This window comes from Bradyrhizobium tunisiense (assembly GCF_042263385.1).
GTDB classification, from domain to species: domain Bacteria; phylum Pseudomonadota; class Alphaproteobacteria; order Rhizobiales; family Xanthobacteraceae; genus Bradyrhizobium; species Bradyrhizobium tunisiense.
On record NZ_JBHLEV010000001.1, the window covers coordinates 743,126 to 762,941 of the forward strand.

The 19,816-nt window shown below is 64.6% G+C and carries 19 protein-coding genes and 1 tRNA gene; 13 read left to right on the forward strand and 7 right to left on the reverse strand.

Annotation, left to right across the window (positions count from 1 at the left end; translation table 11 throughout):
- Positions 1-36 precede the first annotated feature (36 nt).
- From ACFDR6_RS03535 to ACFDR6_RS03550, 4 genes are all read right to left on the reverse strand, one after another.
- The gene (locus tag ACFDR6_RS03535) at positions 37-1,902 is read right to left on the reverse strand and encodes an adenylate/guanylate cyclase domain-containing protein (RefSeq protein WP_375857403.1); all 1,866 of its coding nucleotides are present in this window, start codon (positions 1,900-1,902) and stop codon (positions 37-39) included.
- A gap of 238 nt (positions 1,903-2,140) precedes the next feature.
- Positions 2,141-2,497, reverse strand: a complete 357-nt coding sequence (gene queD, locus ACFDR6_RS03540; RefSeq protein WP_317241395.1) for a 6-carboxytetrahydropterin synthase QueD — start codon at positions 2,495-2,497, stop codon at positions 2,141-2,143.
- 90 nt (positions 2,498-2,587) lie between these two features.
- Positions 2,588-2,664, reverse strand: a tRNA-Arg gene (locus ACFDR6_RS03545).
- Between the two features lie 302 nt (positions 2,665-2,966).
- Positions 2,967-4,466 carry a sensor histidine kinase gene (locus tag ACFDR6_RS03550; protein WP_212084308.1) on the reverse strand — a complete coding sequence of 500 codons (1,500 nt, stop codon included), beginning with the start codon at positions 4,464-4,466 and terminating at the stop codon, positions 2,967-2,969.
- 365 nt (positions 4,467-4,831) lie between these two features.
- On the opposite strand from ACFDR6_RS03550, the gene rpmH reads away from it, so the two are divergent.
- The 11 genes from rpmH to dapE all read left to right on the forward strand — a co-directional run bounded on the left by rpmH (position 4,832) and on the right by dapE (position 14,460).
- Complete coding sequence (rpmH, locus tag ACFDR6_RS03555) at positions 4,832-4,966, forward strand: 50S ribosomal protein L34 (protein ID WP_008542748.1); 135 nt, start codon at positions 4,832-4,834, stop codon at positions 4,964-4,966.
- 27 nt (positions 4,967-4,993) lie between these two features.
- Positions 4,994-5,380: a ribonuclease P protein component gene (gene rnpA / locus ACFDR6_RS03560; RefSeq protein WP_375857404.1), complete on the forward strand. Its 387-nt coding sequence runs from the start codon at positions 4,994-4,996 to the stop codon at positions 5,378-5,380.
- 16 nt (positions 5,381-5,396) lie between these two features.
- Positions 5,397-7,241 carry a membrane protein insertase YidC gene (gene yidC / locus ACFDR6_RS03565; RefSeq protein ID WP_375857406.1) on the forward strand — a complete coding sequence of 615 codons (1,845 nt, stop codon included), beginning with the start codon at positions 5,397-5,399 and terminating at the stop codon, positions 7,239-7,241.
- Positions 7,242-7,423: 182 nt separating this feature from the next.
- A complete protein-coding gene (yihA, locus tag ACFDR6_RS03570) occupies positions 7,424-8,086 on the forward strand; it encodes a ribosome biogenesis GTP-binding protein YihA/YsxC (RefSeq protein WP_212084301.1) in 663 nt (220 codons plus the stop codon).
- Positions 8,083-8,448 (forward strand): DUF423 domain-containing protein, encoded by a 366-nt coding sequence (locus ACFDR6_RS03575; RefSeq protein WP_375857407.1) that lies wholly within the window; start codon positions 8,083-8,085, stop codon positions 8,446-8,448. The genes yihA and ACFDR6_RS03575 overlap by 4 nt, the downstream gene beginning before the upstream one ends.
- Positions 8,449-8,579: 131 nt before the next feature.
- A complete protein-coding gene (gene argB, locus ACFDR6_RS03580; RefSeq protein ID WP_128919182.1) occupies positions 8,580-9,467 on the forward strand; it encodes an acetylglutamate kinase in 888 nt (295 codons plus the stop codon).
- 182 nt (positions 9,468-9,649) lie between these two features.
- Complete coding sequence (locus ACFDR6_RS03585; RefSeq protein ID WP_375857912.1) at positions 9,650-10,636, forward strand: DUF1036 domain-containing protein; 987 nt, start codon at positions 9,650-9,652, stop codon at positions 10,634-10,636.
- A gap of 202 nt (positions 10,637-10,838) precedes the next feature.
- Positions 10,839-11,531 carry a pyrimidine 5'-nucleotidase gene (locus ACFDR6_RS03590; protein WP_375857408.1) on the forward strand — a complete coding sequence of 231 codons (693 nt, stop codon included), beginning with the start codon at positions 10,839-10,841 and terminating at the stop codon, positions 11,529-11,531.
- Positions 11,532-11,657: 126 nt separating this feature from the next.
- The gene (gene dapD / locus ACFDR6_RS03595) at positions 11,658-12,503 is read left to right on the forward strand and encodes a 2,3,4,5-tetrahydropyridine-2,6-dicarboxylate N-succinyltransferase (RefSeq protein WP_317241406.1); all 846 of its coding nucleotides are present in this window, start codon (positions 11,658-11,660) and stop codon (positions 12,501-12,503) included.
- Positions 12,504-12,649: 146 nt separating this feature from the next.
- A complete protein-coding gene (locus ACFDR6_RS03600) occupies positions 12,650-13,297 on the forward strand; it encodes a DUF805 domain-containing protein (RefSeq protein WP_375857409.1) in 648 nt (215 codons plus the stop codon).
- Positions 13,294-14,460 (forward strand): succinyl-diaminopimelate desuccinylase, encoded by a 1,167-nt coding sequence (gene dapE / locus ACFDR6_RS03605; RefSeq protein WP_375857411.1) that lies wholly within the window; start codon positions 13,294-13,296, stop codon positions 14,458-14,460. The genes ACFDR6_RS03600 and dapE overlap by 4 nt, the downstream gene beginning before the upstream one ends.
- Before the next feature lie 162 nt (positions 14,461-14,622).
- Here dapE and truA read toward each other — a convergent pair whose 3' ends face one another.
- The 3 genes from truA to def form a co-directional block, all read right to left on the reverse strand.
- The gene (gene truA, locus ACFDR6_RS03610; RefSeq protein WP_375857412.1) at positions 14,623-15,360 is read right to left on the reverse strand and encodes a tRNA pseudouridine(38-40) synthase TruA; all 738 of its coding nucleotides are present in this window, start codon (positions 15,358-15,360) and stop codon (positions 14,623-14,625) included.
- On the reverse strand, positions 15,360-16,295 hold the full coding sequence (gene fmt / locus ACFDR6_RS03615; protein ID WP_375857413.1) for a methionyl-tRNA formyltransferase: 936 nt from the start codon (positions 16,293-16,295) through the stop codon (positions 15,360-15,362). The genes truA and fmt overlap by 1 nt, the downstream gene beginning before the upstream one ends.
- Before the next feature lie 138 nt (positions 16,296-16,433).
- Positions 16,434-16,958, reverse strand: coding sequence for a peptide deformylase (gene def / locus ACFDR6_RS03620; RefSeq protein ID WP_212084262.1), 525 nt, complete (start codon positions 16,956-16,958; stop codon positions 16,434-16,436).
- A 170-nt stretch (positions 16,959-17,128) separates the two neighbouring features.
- On the opposite strand from def, the gene ACFDR6_RS03625 reads away from it, so the two are divergent.
- Both ACFDR6_RS03625 and ACFDR6_RS03630 read left to right on the forward strand, forming a co-directional pair.
- Positions 17,129-18,328 carry a DNA recombination protein RmuC gene (locus ACFDR6_RS03625; protein WP_375857414.1) on the forward strand — a complete coding sequence of 400 codons (1,200 nt, stop codon included), beginning with the start codon at positions 17,129-17,131 and terminating at the stop codon, positions 18,326-18,328.
- 94 nt (positions 18,329-18,422) lie between these two features.
- The gene (locus ACFDR6_RS03630; RefSeq protein WP_375857415.1) at positions 18,423-19,784 is read left to right on the forward strand and encodes an AmpG family muropeptide MFS transporter; all 1,362 of its coding nucleotides are present in this window, start codon (positions 18,423-18,425) and stop codon (positions 19,782-19,784) included.
- Positions 19,785-19,816: the final 32 nt, after the last annotated feature.

The following is a 19,816-nucleotide window of genomic DNA, read 5'->3' on the forward strand; positions in this document are numbered from 1 at the left end:
TGCGCCCGACGAGATGAAACTGAAACAAAAATCCTATTACGCAGCCCCCGGTGCCTTCGCCCGCGTCAGGTCCTTCAGGAACTGCTCCATGAGTGGCTTGTTGCCAAACCGGCGATAAGAGCGCTCTGCCTCCAACGAAAATGTCGGTTGGGCTCCTACCAAGCTTGCCATCGTCAGCTGCGCCGCTTCCTCATCACCGCGCCGCCCTTGCAGCGCAGCCTGGATGAGCAGGCAGTTGGCATCGCGCGGCGCCCTTACAAGGCATTCGGAGATCACGGTAGCCGACTCATCGCGACGATCAGCGGCGTAAAGAGCCTGGCCATGCACATAGGCGTAATATTCCGGTGCCATGGGATGAAGGCGACGCGCCCGCTCGGCATTGGCAACGGCGTCCGCGTAGTCCCCGAAACGGACTTGCGCTTTTGCCAATGCCATCATGCTATCCGGGTCATTGGGATTCAGTTCGACGGCGCGCTTGGCGGCCTGCAAGCCGCCCGCATAATCGCCCTGCACCGCCAGCCCGAAGCTGATCACCTGATAGCCGAGCGAGAGATTGGGATCGAGGCGCACAGCCTGGCGCGCTTCGCTAAGACCTAGTTCCAGCTCATGCGCTGTCGCCCGACCACTCGACCTCTTGGCCACATCCGCGATGTAAGTGAGGGCCAAGCCCGCACGGGCGGCGGCATAGGCCGGGTCCATTTCCAGCGCGCGGTGATATAGGCCGCGTGCCTCCATAAGTGCTTCCGCATCCTGGACGCCATGCCGGTATCGATGACGGGCCCGCAGGAGAAGATCGTAAGCCTGAAGGTTGTCGGTCGGACGTTGCGCGGCAGCGATGGCTTCATTTCGGCCGATATACGGCGCGAGCTGGGCGACGATTTCCGTGGTCAGCTCGCTTTGTACGGTGAAGACGTCGGCAACCTGCCTGTCGAAGCTGCGCGACCAAAGGTGCGCGCCCGATTTCACGTCGATCAGCTGCGCCGAGACGCGAAGCCGGTCCCCCTCGCGGCGCGCGCTGCCTTCCACCACGTAGGAAACGCCCAGCTTTGCCCCGAGCTTGCGCATATCGCTTTCTTGCCCGCGCACGGCATAAGTGGAGTCGCGCGCGATGATCTGAAGCTCGGAATTCCTTGCAAGCGCCGTGGTCACATCCTCGGTCAGCCCGTCTGCAAAGTACGACTGGTCGCCGCTCATGGTCGCAAAGGGCATGACCGCAACTGACGGCCGCGGGTCGGCGCGGGTCTGGTCGAAAAGCAGCGCGGCCGGGAGCCGGCTGACCATCGCCGCCAGGGAAAGCGGTTGGATTTGGGTACCGATGAGGACAAGGACTACGGCGGCGACGCCATACGACCAGCGCGCAGCGGTACCGTGTAGAACGCGCTGGACTTTTCGCCAGCGGGACCACGAGGATTGCGCGCGCCGGACCCGGTAGACATTAAGACGCTCGGGAATGTTCTTGGCGCGCCTGCGGCCCACACGCGCGAACACATCGCCGCGATTGCGGTCTGCGGCCATGACGACAGCGCCGCTAACGAAGATGCTACCGGGATCGGCCATCGTCTCAAGCCGTGTGGCGACATTAACGCCGTCGCCGTACATGTCGCCATTGTCCTCGATGACATCACCGAGGTTGATGCCTATGCGCAGCTCAAACGGGGCGTTGTCGAACCCTTGCTGGATGGCAGAGCCCGCATCAACGGCTTCGTTGACGCTTGGAAACATCGCCAGAAACCCGTCCCCGGTCATCTTGAAGATGCGTCCACCATGCTGCGCGACTATGGGCTCGATCAGGTTGTCGAAGACCGCGCGCAGCTCTTTATAGGTGGAGGCCTCGTTTTCGGCCATCATCAGGCTGTAGCTGACGATGTCGGCGGCCATGATCGCGGCGAGCTTGCGTTCCATCAGCGGTTTCCCTGAACGGGGGCCAAGCATAGACTGGCATTGCAGACATTCGACGCCAGCTTGAAATTAAACCCTCCAACCCGCGTGCGGTTATCAACACAGCTCATATATTCGTGAGTAATGAGACCCGTCCGGCGGCGCGCAAGCAACACCACTCCGCTCATACGGCTGATCCTGAGTTTCCCTGCGGGTTCCCATATGGCGACGGTGAGGCCGGCGCTGGGTCAGCGGGCCGTCGTCACCGCCCCTGATATTCGGCCCAGCAGTCCGCCGTTTCATAGACGCGGACGGCCGACAGTTGCGCAAGGCCCGGCTTCAGCCGATCCCAGATCCAGATCGCGATGTTCTCGGCGGTCGGGTTTTCGAGGCCTGCGACCTCGTTCAGGCAGTGGTGATCCAACGCGCCGATGATGTCGGCGAAGCACTTTTCAATATCGAAGAAATCAGCGACGAAGCCGGTGTGCGGATCGACCGGCCCGTCCAGCTGGACCTCGACCCGGTAGGAATGACCATGCAGCCGGCGGCATCGATGGGTCTCGGGCACGTTCGGCAGCCGATGCGCTGCCTCGAACTTGAACGCCTGCGATATCTTCATCCAGCTTTCTCACACGGCATGGCCACTTGGTCCTAGGCCATCTGGCGACGGCGACCGGATGCTGCTTTGTCCTGATCTTTCGTCGAAGAATGGCGCGCCCGGAACGATTCGAACGTCCGACCCTCAGATTCGTAGTCTGATGCTCTATCCAGCTGAGCTACGGGCGCGTTTTTCGCAGACAGCGCGGGCTGGGCCCGCAGGCAGCCTCCGGACAGCGCCGGAGGGGTGCGAAAGAGCGCTCTGACTAACCGCTCTTGTCCCGATTGGCAAGGTCCGGGATGGGGGATTTTCGCGTACCTCCACCTACCGTCGTCATTCCGGGGTGGCCCGTAGCGCCAGGCCCGGAATTCATAACCCCGGCTGGTGGTTATGGATTCCGGGCTCGCGACTTCGTCGCGCCCCGGAATGACGGGTTAGATGGCTGTGCAGGGCCGCGCGCAAAAATCGCCAACTCGCCCCCATGGCCGACTTACGCCCTCTGCCGCTCGTTGCGGATGGAGAGCAGTTCCACGGGGCGGTCGGGGATGACGATGCGGAAGGTGGCGCCGATGGTGCCTTCGACCAGATGAATGTCGCCGCCATGGGCGCGGACCAGCTCGGCCGCGATGGCGAGGCCAAGGCCGCTGCCGCCAGGGCGGCCGGAGGTCTGGAACGCCTCGAACAGGTGCTCCCGGGTCTTCGGGGGCACGCCGGGGCCGGTGTCGGACACTTCGATGATCGCCACGGCGCCCTCGCGCTTTCCGGTGATCCGGATCTGCTGCGGGCCACCCTCGCCGGAGGAATGGCTCTCCAAAGCCTGGGCGGCATTGCGCACGAGATTGAGCAGCACCCGGAACAGCTGGTCGGGATCGGCATCGATCGCAAGCCCGCGCTCGATCGCAGCGACCCAGGCGATCGAGGCATCGGAGGCGAGGCCTGCGGTCTCGCGCACCTCCAGCACCACAGGCTCGATCAGGATCATGCGGCGATCCGGCGCCGCCTCCTGGGCGCGGCCGTAGGACAATGTCGACTGGCAGAAGGCGATGGCGCGCTCGAGCGAGCGCACGAGCTTGGGCGCAAAGCGCTGCACCCGCGGATCCGGCACGCTGGCGAGCTGATCCGACAGGAGCTGGGCCGAGGCCAGCAGATTGCGCAGATCGTGGTTGATCTTGGAGACGGCAAGGCCAAGGGCGGCGAGCCGGCTCTTTTGATTCAGCATCGACATCAAATCGCGCTGCATGTCCGACAATTCGCGCTCGGCGACCCCGATCTCGTCGCTGCGCTGGCTCGGCACGATGATGCGCGCGGAGCTTTCAGGGTTCTCGTGGAAGCCGACCAGGCTCGCGGTCAGCCGCCGCATCGGGCGCACGAAGAGATAATGAAGCGCGAGATAGACGAGGCCGGCAGTCAGCGCCGCGATGATCAGCGCGACCACCACGAGGTTGCGGGAGAAGCGGTACATCTGCTGCCGCAGCGGCAGCTCGTCGGTCACGATCTCGATGAACTGGGCATTGCCGACGCCCGGCCCGACGATGCGGATGGCCTGGTTGCCGGTCTCCAGCATCATCCGGAACGAGCCGGTGATCGCCTCCCACGCGGTCATGTCGCGCAGGTCGAGGTCGTGCTCGATCGTGGCCGGAATGTTGTCGCTGGCGAGCAGCCGGCGCTGCTGGCCCATCTTGATGGCGACGGCGCGGGCATTGATGCTTTTCAGGATCTGGCGCGACAGCGAATCGGGAACCATGCCGAGCGGCGCCGCATCCAGCACCAGCGCCGCGGTGTTGGCCGCCGCGACGCGGTCGTTCAGCCGGTTGACCCAGAAATTGGCAATGGCAGGCACGTAGAGCAGGATGGCCGCGATCATCACCAGAGGAATGGTGAGCAGCAGCAGTTTGCCCGACAGCCCAAGCCCGCGCGTCCCGCGGGGGCGTATCGCCGGCGGGTCCGGCTGATCCTGATCCTGGATCGGCTGGAGGTCTGTCGCTGCCACGGATTTCGCCCTTGCTGCCTTTGGCGGGTGAAGGATTGGCGGTATGAAGATGCGGCCCGACCCCCGGTCGGGTCAAATTACGGATCGCTAATCTGCCAAGGTGGGATGTAAGCGCTGATATCGCGAGTCGCTACCTCAAGGGTTAAAAACCCCGCGCAACCAGCGATATTCACCGGAAACGTGCGCTTGTGCGGCGTTGACGAAAACAAGGCGCTCGCTTATAAGCCGCGCAAATTGTCCGCGATGACCCGGTGCGACGCCGGGAGCGGCTCTCTTGGGGCCGGAAACGGCCCGTTTTGGGCCGCATCTTCCGGACTTTACCTTCAATTCTACAGGCAAATTGCCCGGTCAGCGGAGAAAAACCCGTGAAGCGGACTTATCAACCCAGCAAACTGGTGCGCAAGCGCCGTCACGGCTTCCGTGCTCGTCTCGCCACTGCCGGCGGCCGCAAGGTTCTCGCCGCCCGCCGCGCCCGCGGCCGCAAGCGTCTGAGCGCCTGAGCCGGACCCCCTTTTCGGGATTTCATCATGGATCGGCTGAGGCAGCGGGCGGATTTCCTCGCCGTTGCCAATGGCGCGCGGGTGAACAGTCCCGCGTTCGTCCTGCAAAGCCGCCTCCGCGATGACGGCGGCCCGATCCGGATCGGCTTCACCGTTACCAAAAAGAACGGCAACGCCCCCGAGCGCAATCGCATCCGGCGCCGGCTTCGCGAACTGGTGAAGCGGCTCGATCCGGTGTCGATGCAGCCCCATCATGATTATGTGCTGGTCGGCAGAAGGGACGCGCTTTCGCGCCCCTTTGCCACCATGCTCGACGATCTGCGCATAGCGTTCACGAAGCCCGCGCGGCATACGGCCAAAGCGCGCGGCCACAGGCCAGGTCACGCCGCAGCGACCAGCCGCAAACCGGATTGATGGCGAGACAATAGTGATGACCGACAATCGCAATACCATCCTCGCCGTCATACTCTCCGGCCTGGTGCTGATCGCCTGGCAATATTTCTACAATGTGCCGCAGATGGAGAAGCAGCGCGCCCAGCAGGCTCAGACCGAGCTCCAGAAGGGCACGCCGCAGCCGAGCGCGTCTGCGACGCCGGGCGCCGCGCCGCAGCCTGGCGCGGCCCAGCCGTCGACGCCGGCGGTGACCCAGGTCCAGCCGGTCGTGTCCCGCGACGCCGCGATTGCAGCCAGCCCGCGCGTGAAGATCGAGACGCCGCGCATCGTCGGCAGCATCTCGCTGAAGGGCGGCCGCATCGACGACATCGCGCTGGTGCAATATCGCGAGACGGTCGATCCGAAATCGCCGCCGATCGTCCTTTATTCGCCCTCGGGCACGGCGGAGCCCTATTACGCCGAGTTCGGCTGGGTGGCGGCGACCGGCGTGACGGCGAAGATGCCGGACGCCCAGACCGTCTGGCAGCAGGAGGGCGGCGGCAGCCTGACGCCGTCGACGCCCGTGGTGCTGAAATGGGACAATGGCGACGGCCTGACCTTCCGCCGCACCATCGCCGTCGACGACCATTATCTCTTCACCCTCAAGGACGAGGTGAGCAATGTCGGCAACGCGCCCGTCACGCTCTATCCGTTCGCGCTGATCTCGCGCCATGGCGCGCCGCATGTCTCGGGCTATTACATCCTGCATGAGGGCCTGATCGGCTATCTCGGCGAACACAGGCTGCAAGAATACGCCTACAGCAAGATCGACGAAGCCAAGCAGGTGAACTTCAAGGCCACCAATGGCTGGCTCGGCATCACCGACAAATACTGGGCTTCCGCGCTGCTGCCGGACACCAATGCCCAGCTCCAGGCGCGTTTCTCGTCGAACCCGGTCGGCAAGGTCCATACCTACCAGACCGACTACCTGCTCGATCCTGTCACCGTCGCGATCGGCGGCACCGCGACGGCGCACGCTCGGCTGTTTGCAGGCGCCAAGGAAGCCGGCGTGGTCGGCATCAATTTCCCGCTCGCAGGCCTCGGCGGCTACAACAAGGCGCTCGGCCTCAACCAGTTCGACCTGCTGATCGACTGGGGCTGGTTCTACTTCCTCACCAAGCCGATGTTCCTCGGCCTCGACTTCTTCTTCCGCTTCTTCGGCAATTTCGGCATCTCGATCCTGCTCGTGACGGTGATCGTGAAGCTGTTGTTCTTCCCGCTGGCGAACAAGTCCTACGCCTCGATGGCGAAGATGAAGTCGATTCAGCCGCAGCTGATGGCGCTGAAGGAGCGTTATCCCGACGACAAGGTGAAGCAGCAGCAGGAGATGATGGAGATCTACCGCAAGGAGAAGATCAACCCGGTCGCCGGCTGTCTTCCCGTGCTGATCCAGATCCCGGTATTCTTCGCGCTCTACAAGGTACTGTTCGTCACAATCGAGATGCGGCACGCACCGTTCTACGGCTGGATCAAGGATCTCTCGGCGCCTGATCCGACCAATCTGTTCAACCTGTTCGGGCTGCTCCCGTTCGATCCGACCACGATTCCGGTTTTCGGCTATTACCTCGCGCTCGGCATCTGGCCGATCATCATGGGCATCACGATGTGGTTCCAGATGAAGCTGAACCCGACGCCGCCGGATCCGACGCAGCAGATGATCTTCAACTGGATGCCGCTGATCTTCACCTTCATGCTGGCGGGCTTCCCGGCAGGTCTCGTGATCTACTGGGCCTGGAACAATCTGCTGTCGGTGATCCAGCAGAGCTACATCATGCGTCGCAATGGCGTGAAGGTGGAGCTGTTCGACAATCTCAAGGCGACCTTCGCGAAGAAGGCGACGTAGTTTCACACGAGCGTGCCCGGTTATGCGGGCGCAAATGCCTCCACATCGTCATGCCCGGGCTTGTCCCGGGCATCCACGTTTTGGAAGCTCGCCCAGTAACAAGACGTGGATGGCCGGGACATTTGGTTGAAAGCCGCGCTTCGCGCTTTTGCCCGGCCATGACGAGAGGATAGGTCCTTCTCATGAACGAGAAGAACGACGACAAAGATGCGAAGCTGATCGAGGCCGGGCGAAAGCTGTTCGCCCGCGACTGGCAGTTCATCTGGGCCTCGCCCTCGATCCAGACGCTGCCGCCGATGGCGGGGCTGGAGGTCGCCTTTGCCGGACGCTCTAATGTCGGCAAGTCGAGCCTGATCAACGCGCTCACTGGCCGCAACGCGCTCGCGCGCACCTCGCATACGCCCGGCCGCACCCAGGAGCTGATCTTCTTCGAGGTCCCGGGGAAGACCGACCTGCGCCTCGTCGACATGCCCGGCTACGGCTATGCCAAGGCCCCCAAGAGCCAGGTCGCGTCCTGGACCGAGCTGATCCACAAATTCCTGCTCGGACGTGCCTCGCTGGCGCGCGTCTACGTGCTGATCGACGCGCGGCACGGCATCAAGGACGTCGATCTCGAGGTCCTCAAGACGCTCGACCGCTCCGCGGTCAGCTATCAGATCGTGCTGACCAAGACCGACCAGGTGAAGGCCGCCGAACTGCAATCGCGCATCGCCGAAACGGAGGCCGCACTGGCCAAGCATCCCGCCGCGTTCCCGAACGTGCTCGCGACGTCGTCACGCAGCTCGACCGGCATGGAGAGCTTGCGCGCGGCCATGGCGAAGCTGCTGGAGGAGCGGGCCTCGTGACGGCGGCGCACCGCCTGTTGATCGGGCTTGCCGGCTTGATGGGCGCCGCCGGCGTCGCACTGGCCGCCGCCTCGGCGCATGGCGGCGATGCGAGCCGGCTGGCATCGGCGAGCACGATGCTGCTGTTTCATGCAACTGCCATACTTGCGACCGTCGCCCTGCTCGCGCGCGGCCTTCTGCACGGCGGAATTGGCCTCGTTGGTGCATCCGGCTTCGTGATCGGCGCCGTGCTGTTCGCCGGCGACCTCAGCTTGCGGCAATATGCCGGGCACTCGCTGTTTCCGATGGCGGCGCCGACCGGCGGAATGGTGATGATTGCGGGCTGGCTTGCGGTGACGTTGGCGGCGGTGGCGGTGAAGTAGCGATTTTCTTCGTCCTTCTCCCCTTGTGAGTCCACGCTCTCCCATGAAGGAGAGGAAAGAACGCAGACTTTGCGCTGCCCCCGCCAATCGGATAGAACGCGCACCGACCGTCCCGCCAGCGAGACCGCGACATGACCGACATCTCCCCGCTCGACCAGGCCCGCATCCTGTCGGAAGCGCTGCCGCACATGCAGCAGTACGACGAGGAAACCATCGTCATCAAATATGGCGGCCATGCCATGGGCGACGAGGAGACCGCGAAGAATTTTGCCCGCGACATCGTGCTGCTCGAGCAGACCGCGATCAATCCCGTCGTGGTGCATGGCGGCGGGCCGCAGATCGCGACCATGCTCAAGCGCCTCGGCATTCAATCGGAATTCGCTGCCGGCCTCCGCATCACCGATGCCGCGACCATCGAGATCGTCGAGATGGTGCTCGCCGGCTCCGTCAACAAGCAGATCGTCGGCTACATCAACGAGGCCGGCGGCAAGGCCGTGGGGCTGTCGGGCAAGGACGGCAACATGGTGAAGGCGTCGAAGACGACGCGCACCATCATCGATCCCGGCTCGAATATCGAGAAGGCAATCGATCTCGGCTTCGTCGGCGATCCCGAGAAGGTCGACCTCACGCTGCTCAACCAGCTGATCGGCTACGAGCTGATTCCGGTGCTGGCGCCGCTCGCGACCTCCAAGGAAGGCCAGACCCTGAACGTCAACGCCGACACCTTTGCAGGGGCCGTCGCCGGTGCGCTGAAGGCCAAGCGCCTGTTGCTGCTCACCGACGTGCCCGGCGTGCTCGACAAGTCGAAGAAGCTGATCCCGCAGCTCTCGGTGAAGGACGCACGAAAGCTGATCGCCGACGGCACCATCTCCGGCGGCATGATCCCGAAGGTCGAGACCTGCATCTACGCACTGGAGCAGGGCGTCGAAGGCGTCGTCATCATCGACGGCAAGATGCAGCACGCGGTGCTGCTCGAACTCTTCACCAACCAGGGCACGGGCACGCTGATCCACAAGTGATGCGGAAGCAAAAAACGAAAGCCGTCATGGCCGGGCTTGTCCCGGCCATCCACGATCTTTCGGCCCGCACCAAGAACGTGGATGCCCGGGACTCGTCCGTCCAGATGCGCTCCGCGCTTTTGCCCGGGCTTGACGGATCGAGAGCGAAGCAACGCCGCCGCTCCCCCCTCACCCGCTTCCTGATGACGCTGCCGGCCGCGGCCGTCTCGTTCTTCTTCTCCTCCGCTCCGGCTTTCGCCGACCTCAAGATCTGCAACCGCATGTCCTATGTGGTCGAAGCCGCGATCGGCATCGACGACAAGGCGGCGACCGCAACGCGGGGCTGGTTCAGGATCGATCCCGCCACCTGCCGTGTGATGGTGCAGGGCACGCTGACGGCCGACCGCATCCTGCTCCACGCCCGCGCGCTCGGCGTCTATGGCGCCTCGCCGATCCCGCAGAACGGCCGCGACATGCTGTGCGTGGCGCAGGACAATTTCGTCATCGCGGCGGCACGGCAGTGCCGCAGCGGCCAGACGCAGGTCGCGTTCACGCAAGTGACGCCGACGCAAGCAGCGGACGGCAACCTCACCGCCTATCTCGCCGAGGATTCCGAATATGACGACGAGCAGGCCCGCCTCGCCGGCATCCAGCGCCTGCTGGTGATCGCGGGCTACGACGCCGCGCCGATCGACGGCGTCGACGGGCCGAAGACGCAAGGCGCGCTGGCCGCGTTCCTGAAAAGCCGCGGCTTATCGGCGGACATCGTGGGCTCGCAAAACTTCTTCAAGACCATGGTCGATGCGGTGCAGACGCCGTCTGCGACCGGCCTCACCTGGTGCAACGACACGCCGCACAAGGTGATGGCGGCGATCGCGACCGACGACGGCAAGTCCGTGACCAGCCGCGGCTGGTATCGCATCGATCCCAGGACGTGCCTGCACCCCGATGTGACCGGCCAGCCGAAACAGATCTTCAGCTTCGCGGAAGCCGTCGACGCCGACAACCGCGCCGTCAAGCTGAAGGACAGGCTGCTGAACTGGGGCGGCGACAGGCCGCTGTGCACGCGCGAGACCAAGTTCGAGACCAATGAGCAGACCGATTGCGGCGCGCGCGGATTTTCGGCAACGGGCTTCGGCGCGGTCGACATGTCGAGCGGCGGCAAGACGCTGCGGTTCGCGGTGCCGTGAGATTGGCGTCATGATTAGCATGCAAGCGACTACAAGCTCCGCTGTCGTCCCCGCGAAGGCGGGGACCCATAGCCACAGGCCGCTGTTGTGGAGCGAGATGTCACCACGATCCGCAAACGATTGCTTCCCGTGGTTATGGGTCCCGGATCGGCGCTCCGCTTCGCTGCGCTTGTCCGGGACGACGAACTGAGAGTTTGTTGAAATGGCCTCCCCCCGCACCTTCGATCACGTCGACACCTGGGTGTTCGATCTCGACAACACGCTCTATCCGCATCACGTCAATCTGTGGCAGCAGGTCGATGCACGGATCGGGGAGTTCGTCTGCAACTGGCTGAACGTCGGCCCGGAGGAAGCGCGGGCCATTCAGAAGGACTATTACCGCCGCTTCGGCACCACGATGCGCGGCATGATGACCCTGCATGGCGTTTCCGCCGACGACTATCTCGCCTACGTCCACAAGATCGACCATTCGCCGCTGGAGCCGAACCCGGCGCTCGGCGCGGCCATCGCAAGACTGCCGGGACGAAAACTGATCCTGACCAACGGCTCGGTCGACCATGTCGATGCGGTGCTGGCGCGGCTCGGCTTCGCCAACCATTTCGACGGCGTGTTCGACATCATCGCCGCCGGGTTCGAGCCGAAGCCGGCGGAACAGACCTATCGAAAATTCCTCTCCGACCATGCGGTCGATCCGACGCGCGCCGCCATGTTCGAGGACCTCGCCCGCAACCTCACCGTCCCGCACCAGCTCGGCATGACCACCGTGCTGGTGGTGCCGGACGGGACGAAAGAGGTGGTGCGAGAGGATTGGGAACTGGAGGGCCGGGACGCCGCCCATGTCGACCATGTCACGGATGATCTGAGCGGGTTTTTGGCACGGGTGTCGCCACGATAGCCGCCGTCGTCCCGGGGCGCGGAGCGAGCCTGGGACGACGGTGGAGTTTGCCTTGACTCCTCCCCGCCAAATCCCGAAAAAGCGCTCCAATTCACGCGAAACCACGTTGCCCCAGAGGAAATCCCGATGTCCCTGTCCGCCCTCGAATCTACCATCAACAGCGCCTTCGACGCGCGTGACGGCATCTCGATCTCGACCAAGGGCGAGGTGCGCGAGGCCGTGGACCAGTCGCTGGAGATCCTGGACAAGGGCGAAGCGCGCGTTGCCGAGCGCGGCGCTGACGGCAAGTGGAAGGTCAACCAATGGCTGAAGAAGGCGGTGCTGCTGTCGTTCCGCCTCAACGACATGGCTGTCATTCCCGGCGGATCCGGCAAGGCGACCTGGTGGGACAAGGTGCCCTCGAAGTTCGAGGGCTGGGGCGAGAACCGTTTTCGCGATGCTGGTTTCCGGGCCGTGCCCGGCTCGATCGTGCGCCGCTCGGCCTTCATCGCCAAGAACGTCGTGCTGATGCCGTCCTTCGTCAATCTCGGCGCCTATGTCGATGAGAGCACCATGGTCGACACCTGGGCGACCGTGGGCTCCTGCGCGCAGATCGGCAAGCGCGTGCACATCTCCGGCGGCGCCGGCATCGGCGGGGTGCTCGAGCCGCTGCAGGCCGAGCCCGTCATCATCGAGGACGATTGCTTCATCGGCGCGCGCAGCGAGGTCGCCGAAGGCGTGATCGTGCGCAAGGGCGCGGTGCTGGCGATGGGCGTGTTCCTGGGCGCCTCGACCAAGATCGTCGACCGCGAGACCGGCGAGGTCTTCATGGGCGAAGTGCCTGAATATTCAGTGGTGGTGCCCGGCGCGCTGCCCGGCAAGCCGATGAAGAACGGCCAGATCGGCCCCAGCACCGCGTGCGCGGTGATCGTCAAGCGCGTCGACGAGCGCACACGGTCCAAGACCAGCATCAACGAGCTGCTGCGGGATTGATGTCAGGCGAATAGCGAATGGCGGGTTGCGAATGGGTCCGCACCCTATTCGCCAGTCGCTATTCAGCATTCGTCCCTGAATCGAACCCACCCTCCTCCCATCGCGACCAACTCTTCGGGTGGCCTCTCCCGCCCGGAGCGGTTCGCATGGACTGGACCTGGTATTTCTTCCGCTTCGACGGACGCATCAACCGGGCGCTGCTGTGGCAGGCGCTGCTGATCGTCGCGGTGCTGGCGGGCCTGCTGGAGATCGCCAGTCAAGTCATCGGAATCATTGGAGGGACCAGATCCACCTTGAAGCCCGGCATTGAGCTCGATTTCGACTTCGGCCTCGGCGACCTCTTCAACCTGGTCGATCCCCGGGCCTATCGCTCGCTGGCGTCCGTTGACCGCACGGATCTGATCCTGAAATCGTCCGGCCTGGCGCTGTTCTCATGGATTTTCCTCGCGACGGCCATCAAGCGGCTGCACGACCGGGACCGGAGCGGCTGGTGGATCGTTCCGTTCTTTGTCGCACCCTGCCTGTTCGGCCAGTTCTCGGACCTGCTTCCTGACTCCAGCTGGATGCTTCCGTTCGGCCTGACCGCCTCCGGCCTGTGGCTGTGGGGCTTGGTCGAGATGTTCTGCATCGCCGGCACTATCGGCCACAACCGGTTCGGCCCCAATCCGCTCGCTGAGATCGAGGACAGCTCCGCCGCGCCCCCTGCCAAAGGCTGGGACCAGAGCCGCGAGATCGAATTTGTTCCGCCCCGTGCTAGCCCACCCGGCGGCATGCATGTTAAGCGGGACGCATGACCGATGCTCTCTCCATTGCCCGCGATCTCATCCGCTGCCCCTCGGTAACCCCTGAAGATGCCGGTGCGCTCGGGGTGCTCGAAAAAAACCTCTCCGCCGCCGGCTTCACTTGTCACCGCATGACGTTCAGCGAGGAAGGCACCGCCGACGTCGACAATCTCTATGCACGGATCGGCAGCGAGGGGCCGCACATCGCCTTTGCCGGGCACACCGACGTGGTGCCGCCAGGCGACGAGAGCGCCTGGAGCGTCGGCGCGTTCTCCGGCGAGGTGAGGGACGGGGTCCTGCACGGCCGCGGCGCGGTCGACATGAAGGGCGGCATCGCCTGCTCGGTCGCAGCTGTCCTGGAGCATCTCGCCGCCCATGGCGGCAAGCCGCGCGCCGATGGAAAAGGCTCGATCTCCTTCCTAATCACCGGCGACGAGGAAGACGTCTCCATCAACGGCACCATCAAGCTCCTGAAATGGGCCGCGGAGCGCGGCGAGAAGTTCGACCATTGCGTGCTTGGCGAGCCCTCCAATGTCGAGACGCTCGGCGACACCATCAAGGTCGGCCGCCGCGGCTCACAGTCCGGCACGCTCGTTGTCGAGGGTGTGCAGGGCCATGTCGCCTATCCCCATCGCGCCTCCAATCCGGTGCCGGATATTTCGCGCCTGATCGTGGCGATCTCCGACGAGCCGCTCGACCATGGCAGCGCGCAGTTCCAGGCCTCCAATCTCGAATTCACGTCAGTGGACGTCGGCAACAAGGCGAGCAACGTGATCCCCGGCGAGGCCCGCGCGAAATTCAACATCCGCTACAATGACAACCACACGCAGGCGAGCCTGCGCGAGCTGGTCGAGACGCGGCTGACAGAAGCCTGCGGCAACCGCATCCGCGCGCGCATCGTCTGGGACCCGTCGAACTCCAACGTGTTCGTGACCAAGCCCGGCCCGTTCACCGACCTCGCGGTCGCCGCGATCGAGGAGGTGACGGGACGCAAGCCGGAGCTGTCGACCTCGGGCGGCACCTCGGACGCGCGCTTCATCTCCAGCTATTGCCCGGTGATCGAGTTCGGCCTGGTCGGCCAGACCATGCACCAGGTCGACGAGCGCGTGCCGGTGACGGATCTGGAGAAGCTGACGAAGGTGTATCGCGGGATTCTGACAAGGTATTTTGGTTAGGGCGACTGCGGCCTCACATTCCGCTGTCGTCGCCCGGCTTGACCGGGCGATCCAGTATTCCAGAGACAGCAGAGATTGAACCGAGAAGCCGCGGCGTACTGGATGCCCCGGTCAAGCCGGGGCATGCCAGCGGTGGGTGGAGCGTGAGGGCGCGCCTCGCGTTTAATAATCCACCCTCATCAGATACAGCCCGTCCGGCGGCGCCACGATGCCACACGCGGCGCGGTTGCGCGCGGCGAGTGCGGCGGACAGATCGTCCGCGGTCCAGCGGCCCTCGCCGACCCAGACCAGCGATCCCACCATCGAGCGGACCTGGCTGTGCAGGAACGAGCGTGCCGAGGTGACAATGGTGATCTCGCGGCCCTCGCGCGTCACGTCGAGCTGATCGAGTGTCTTCTCGGGCGACCTGGCCTGGCATTCGGTGTCGCGGAAGGTGGTGAAATCGTGCTTGCCGAGCAGACGTTGTGCCGCCGCATGCATCGCATCGGCATCGAGCCGGCGCGGCACGCGCCAGGCATGGCCGATGTCGAGGGCGAGATTGGCGCGCGTGTTGATCACGCGGTAGCGATAGTGGCGCTTCACGGCGGAGAAGCGCGCTTCGAAAGTATCGGGCACGATCTCGGCCTCCAGCACCCCAATCGGATGCGGGCGCAGATGCGCATTCAGCCCGTCGCGAAAACGGCCCGGTGGAAACTGTTTGTCGACATCGACATGCGCGACCTGGCCGCGCGCATGCACGCCGGCATCGGTGCGGCCCGCGCCATGCACACGCAGATCCGCGCCGGTCATCGCCTTCACGGCTGCCTCCAGCGCGCCCTGCACCGAGGGCAGCGTCTCCTGCACCTGCCAGCCGAAGAACGGCGCGCCGTCATATTCGATGGTGAGCTTGTAACGGGGCATCAGACGAGCCGCATCGGCGGCTTCAACGGCACCCCACGCAAAAAGTCGGTAGCCTGCATCCGGGCCTTGCCTTCGCGCTGCAGCTCGATGACGCGGATCGCGCCCTCGCCGCAGGCGATGGTGAGCTGATCGTCGAGTACCTCGCCCGGTGCGCCCGAACCCTTGGCCAGTTCGCAGCGCAGGATTTTGACGCGCGCGCCTTCACTGACCTCCGCGAGCTCGGTCCAGGCACCTGGAAATGGCGACAGGCCGTGGATGTGGCGCAGCACGGCGCGTGCCGGCTTGGCCCAGTCGATCCGCGCCTCCGCCTTGTCGATCTTGGCGGCGTAGGTGACGCCGTCCTCGCTCTGCTTCTTGAGCTGGAGCCCGCCGCGGGCGAGCGCGGCCATCGCCCGCACCATCAGGTCCGCGCCAAGCCGGGACAGGCGATCATGCAGATCGGCCGCGGTCATGCCGTCGGTGATGGCAAGCCGCTCGGCCATTGCGACGTCGCCAGTGTCGAGACCGACATCCATCTTCATCACCATCACGCCGCTCTCGGCATCATCAGCCATGATCGCGCGGTTGATCGGCGCCGCGCCGCGCCAGCGCGGCAACAGCGAAGCATGCAGATTGTAACAGCCGAGCTTTGGCGCATCGAGGAGCGCCTGCGGCAGGATCATGCCGTAGGCGACGACGACCGCGGCATCGGCATCGAACGCGCGGAACTCCTCCAGCGCTTCTTCGGTCTTCAACGTATTCGGCGTCAGCACCGGCACGCCGAGTTTTCGCGCGGCCTCCTCGACCGGGGTCGGCTGCAATTGCAGGCCGCGCCGCCCGCCCGGCTTCGGCGCGCGGGTGTAGACGGCGACGATCTCGTGGCCATGCGCGACCAGCTCGAGCAGCGTCGGCACGGAGAAATCGGGCGTGCCCATGAAGATCAGGCGAAGGGGCATGTGGCGCGACAATCCTCGAAAACGAGCAAGGTACCCGTCATGGCCGGGCTTGTCCCGGCCCTCCACGTTCCTCCTGCTCGCGGCGACGAAGCACGTGGATGCCCGGCACAAGGCCGGGCATGACGGCGGAGGACGTGGCTACTCCGCCCGCTTGGCGGCCTTCTCGAACTTCTTGATCACGCGGTCGCGCTTGAGCTTCGACAGATAATCGACGAACAGCACGCCGTTGAGATGGTCGATCTCATGCTGGATGCAGGTGGCGTAGAGGCCTTCGGCGTCCTCCTCGTGCACCTTGCCGTCGAGATCGGTGAAGCGCACGCGTACCTTCGCGGGACGCTCGACCTCCTCGTAATATTCGGGGATCGAGAGGCAGCCTTCCTCGTAAGTGGACAGCTCCTCGGACGAGGCGATGATCTCGGGGTTGATGAAGACGCGCGGAAGCGGCTTGGTCTCGCCATTCTCGTCGCGCTTGGCGAGGTCCATGGTGATCAGCCGCAGCGGCTGCGCGACCTGGATCGCGGCCAGGCCGATGCCGGGCGCGTCGTACATGGTCTCGAACATGTCGTCGGCAAGCTTGCGGATCTCCGAGGTGACCTTCTCGATCGGCTTGGAGACCAGACGCAGCTGCTTGTCGGGCAGGATGATGATTTCTCTAAGGGCCATGGCCGCGATTTAAGCCGCTGCCTGCAGCCGGTCAATGCGGCCCGGAACCCGTTAACACTCCGCTAACCATAAAACTTCAGGCTTCATTAACCATAAAAATCAACGGGCCAACAACCATAACCGTTCGCTATTCGTTCGCGCCCCCTGGCGAATCGGATAGAACGTTCGGCATGAACGAGATCATTTTCCTGGCCGGTGACTGGCCGGTGCGCGCCATCCACGCGCTGATCGGCTTTGGTGCGCTCGTGCTCCTCCTGCTGGTGGCGATCGCCATCGTCATCGCGCGGTCCGGGCGGCGCGGCGCTGAACTCGCCATGGCGCACGCGATCCGGGCCGACGAGCTCGAGGAGCGCCTCAGCGAGGTGCTCCGCGCCCAGAGCGAATCCTCAGGCCGGGTCGACGCCATGACCCAGGCGCTGGCCGGCCGTCAGGCCGAAATGGCGCGGGCGGTCAACGAGCGGCTGGATTCGGTGACCCACCGGGTCGGCCAGTCCATGGAACACTCGACTCGCAACACCATGGAGAGCCTGCGGGCGCTGCATGAGCGGCTCGGCATCATCGACAGCGCCCACAAGAACCTCACCGATCTGACGACGCAGGTGACGACCTTGCGCGACGTGCTCGCCAACAAGCAGTCGCGCGGCGCCTTCGGCCAGGCGCGGATGGAGGCGATCGTTCAGGATGGCCTTCCGAAAGGCTCCTACGAGTTCCAGTTCACGCTCTCGACCGGCAAGCGGCCCGACTGCGTCGTGTTCCTGCCCGACCAGCGCCCACTCTGCATCGACGCGAAATTCCCGCTGGAGGCGATGACCGCGCTGCACGACGCCCGCACCGACGAGGAGAAGCGCCTCGCCACGCAGCGGCTGCGCGGCGACGTGATGAAGCATGTCAGCGACATCGCCGAAAAATATCTCGTCACCGGCGAGACCCAGGAGATGGCGCTGATGTTCGTGCCGTCGGAATCGGTCTACGCCGAGATCCACGACGGCTTCGACGACGTGATCCAGAAGGCCTACCGCGCCCGCGTCGTGCTGGTGTCGCCCTCACTGCTGATGCTGGCGATCCAGGTGATGCAGCAGATCATGAAGGACGCACGCATGCGCGATGCGGCCGACCAGATCCAAACCGAAGTGATCAAGCTCGGAGACGACCTCGGCCGCCTGCGCGACCGCGTGGTCAAACTACAGAAACATTTTTCCGATGCGAACGAGGACGTCCGCCAGATCCTGATCTCCGCCGACAAGATCGAAAAGCGCGCAGGACGAATCGAGGAGCTCGATTTCAGCAAGAGCGACGCGCCGGAGGGACCGCGGCTGGTGGCGACAGACCCGGGCGAGCTGTTTCCGCGGAAGCTCCAGGCGGGAGAGTGACATCCAGTGTCGCCGCCCGGCTTGACCGGGCGGCGACAGCTCCTTTGTGGCGGCGAGAACGACACCAGCCCCCAGAATCTGCTAACACCTCCGCATGACCGCACCAGACGCGACTTCTCCCGCCGCGACTTCCGCTCCCGCGCCCTCCTGGCGCGAAAGTCTTGCCGTGTACCTGCAGCCGCGGGTGCTGATCGTGCTGTTCCTCGGCTTCTCCTCCGGCCTGCCGCTGGCGCTGTCGGGCTCCACGCTGCTGGTGTGGATGGCGGAGGCGGGGGTCGATCTCGGAACGATCGGGCTGTTTGCACTGGTCGGAACGCCCTACACGCTAAAATTCCTGTGGGCACCGCTGGTCGATGCGCTGCATGTCCCGTTCTTCACGCGCGCCTTCGGACGTCGCCGTGGGTGGCTGGTGTTTTCGCAGCTGCTGCTGATCGGCGCGATTCTGCTGTTGGCGCTGACCGATCCTGCGCGTTCGCCGCTGTTCGTCGCGCTCGGCGCGCTCCTGGTGGCGACCATGTCCTCGACGCAGGACATCGTCGTCGACGCCTTCCGCGTCGAGAGCCTGCCCGAGAGCGAGCAGGCGGCCGGTATGGCCGCCTATGTCGCGGCCTATCGCATCGGCATGCTGATATCGACAGCGGGCGCCTTGTTCATCGTCACGGGCTTCGAGGCGATCGTCCCTCGCGGCGCCGCCTGGATGTGGGGCTATGTGGTGATGGCGGCTCTGGTGCTGATCGGCACGATGACCGCGCTCGCCGCCACGGAGCCGCCCCAGTCCCTGCGCGCCGAGGCCGCCACGCAGGCAGACGATGCCCTGACGCGGGTGCTCCATGCCGCGCTCGGCGCATTCTCGGAATTCCTGCAGCGAAAAGAAGCGTGGGCCGCGCTTGCCTTCGTCGTGCTGTTCAAATTCACCGACGCGTTTTCCGGAAACATGACCGTGCCGTTCGTGATCGACATCGGTTTTACCCGGAACGACTATGCGGTCATCGTCAAGGGCGTCGGGATTATCGCCACTCTCGCCGGCGGATTCGCCGGCGGCTATGTGGCCCGGCGCTATCCGCTGGCGCTGAGCCTGTGGATCGGCGGCATCGTGCAGGCGATGTCCAACCTGTCGTTTTCGTGGCTGGCGCTGGTCGGCGTCAATGAATGGGCGCTGACCCTCGCAATCACGTCCGATAATTTCTGCAACGCCATCGGCACCGTGATCTTCGTCGCCTATCTCTCGGCGCTGTGCCAGAATCCGCTGCACACCGCGACTCAATATGCGCTGCTGACGGCGCTCGCCGCCGTGGGACGCACCTACCTGTCGTCGGGCGCAGGCTATCTGGCGAAAGCGACGGGCTGGCCAATGTTCTTCGCGATCTCCGTCCTCGTCGCGATCCCGAGTCTGGTGCTGCTGGCCTGGTTGCAGAAGCGCGGGCATTTCGAGGCGCTGGGGCCGGTGAGGGTGTGACGATTTCGTAGGGTGGGCAAAGCGAAGCGTGC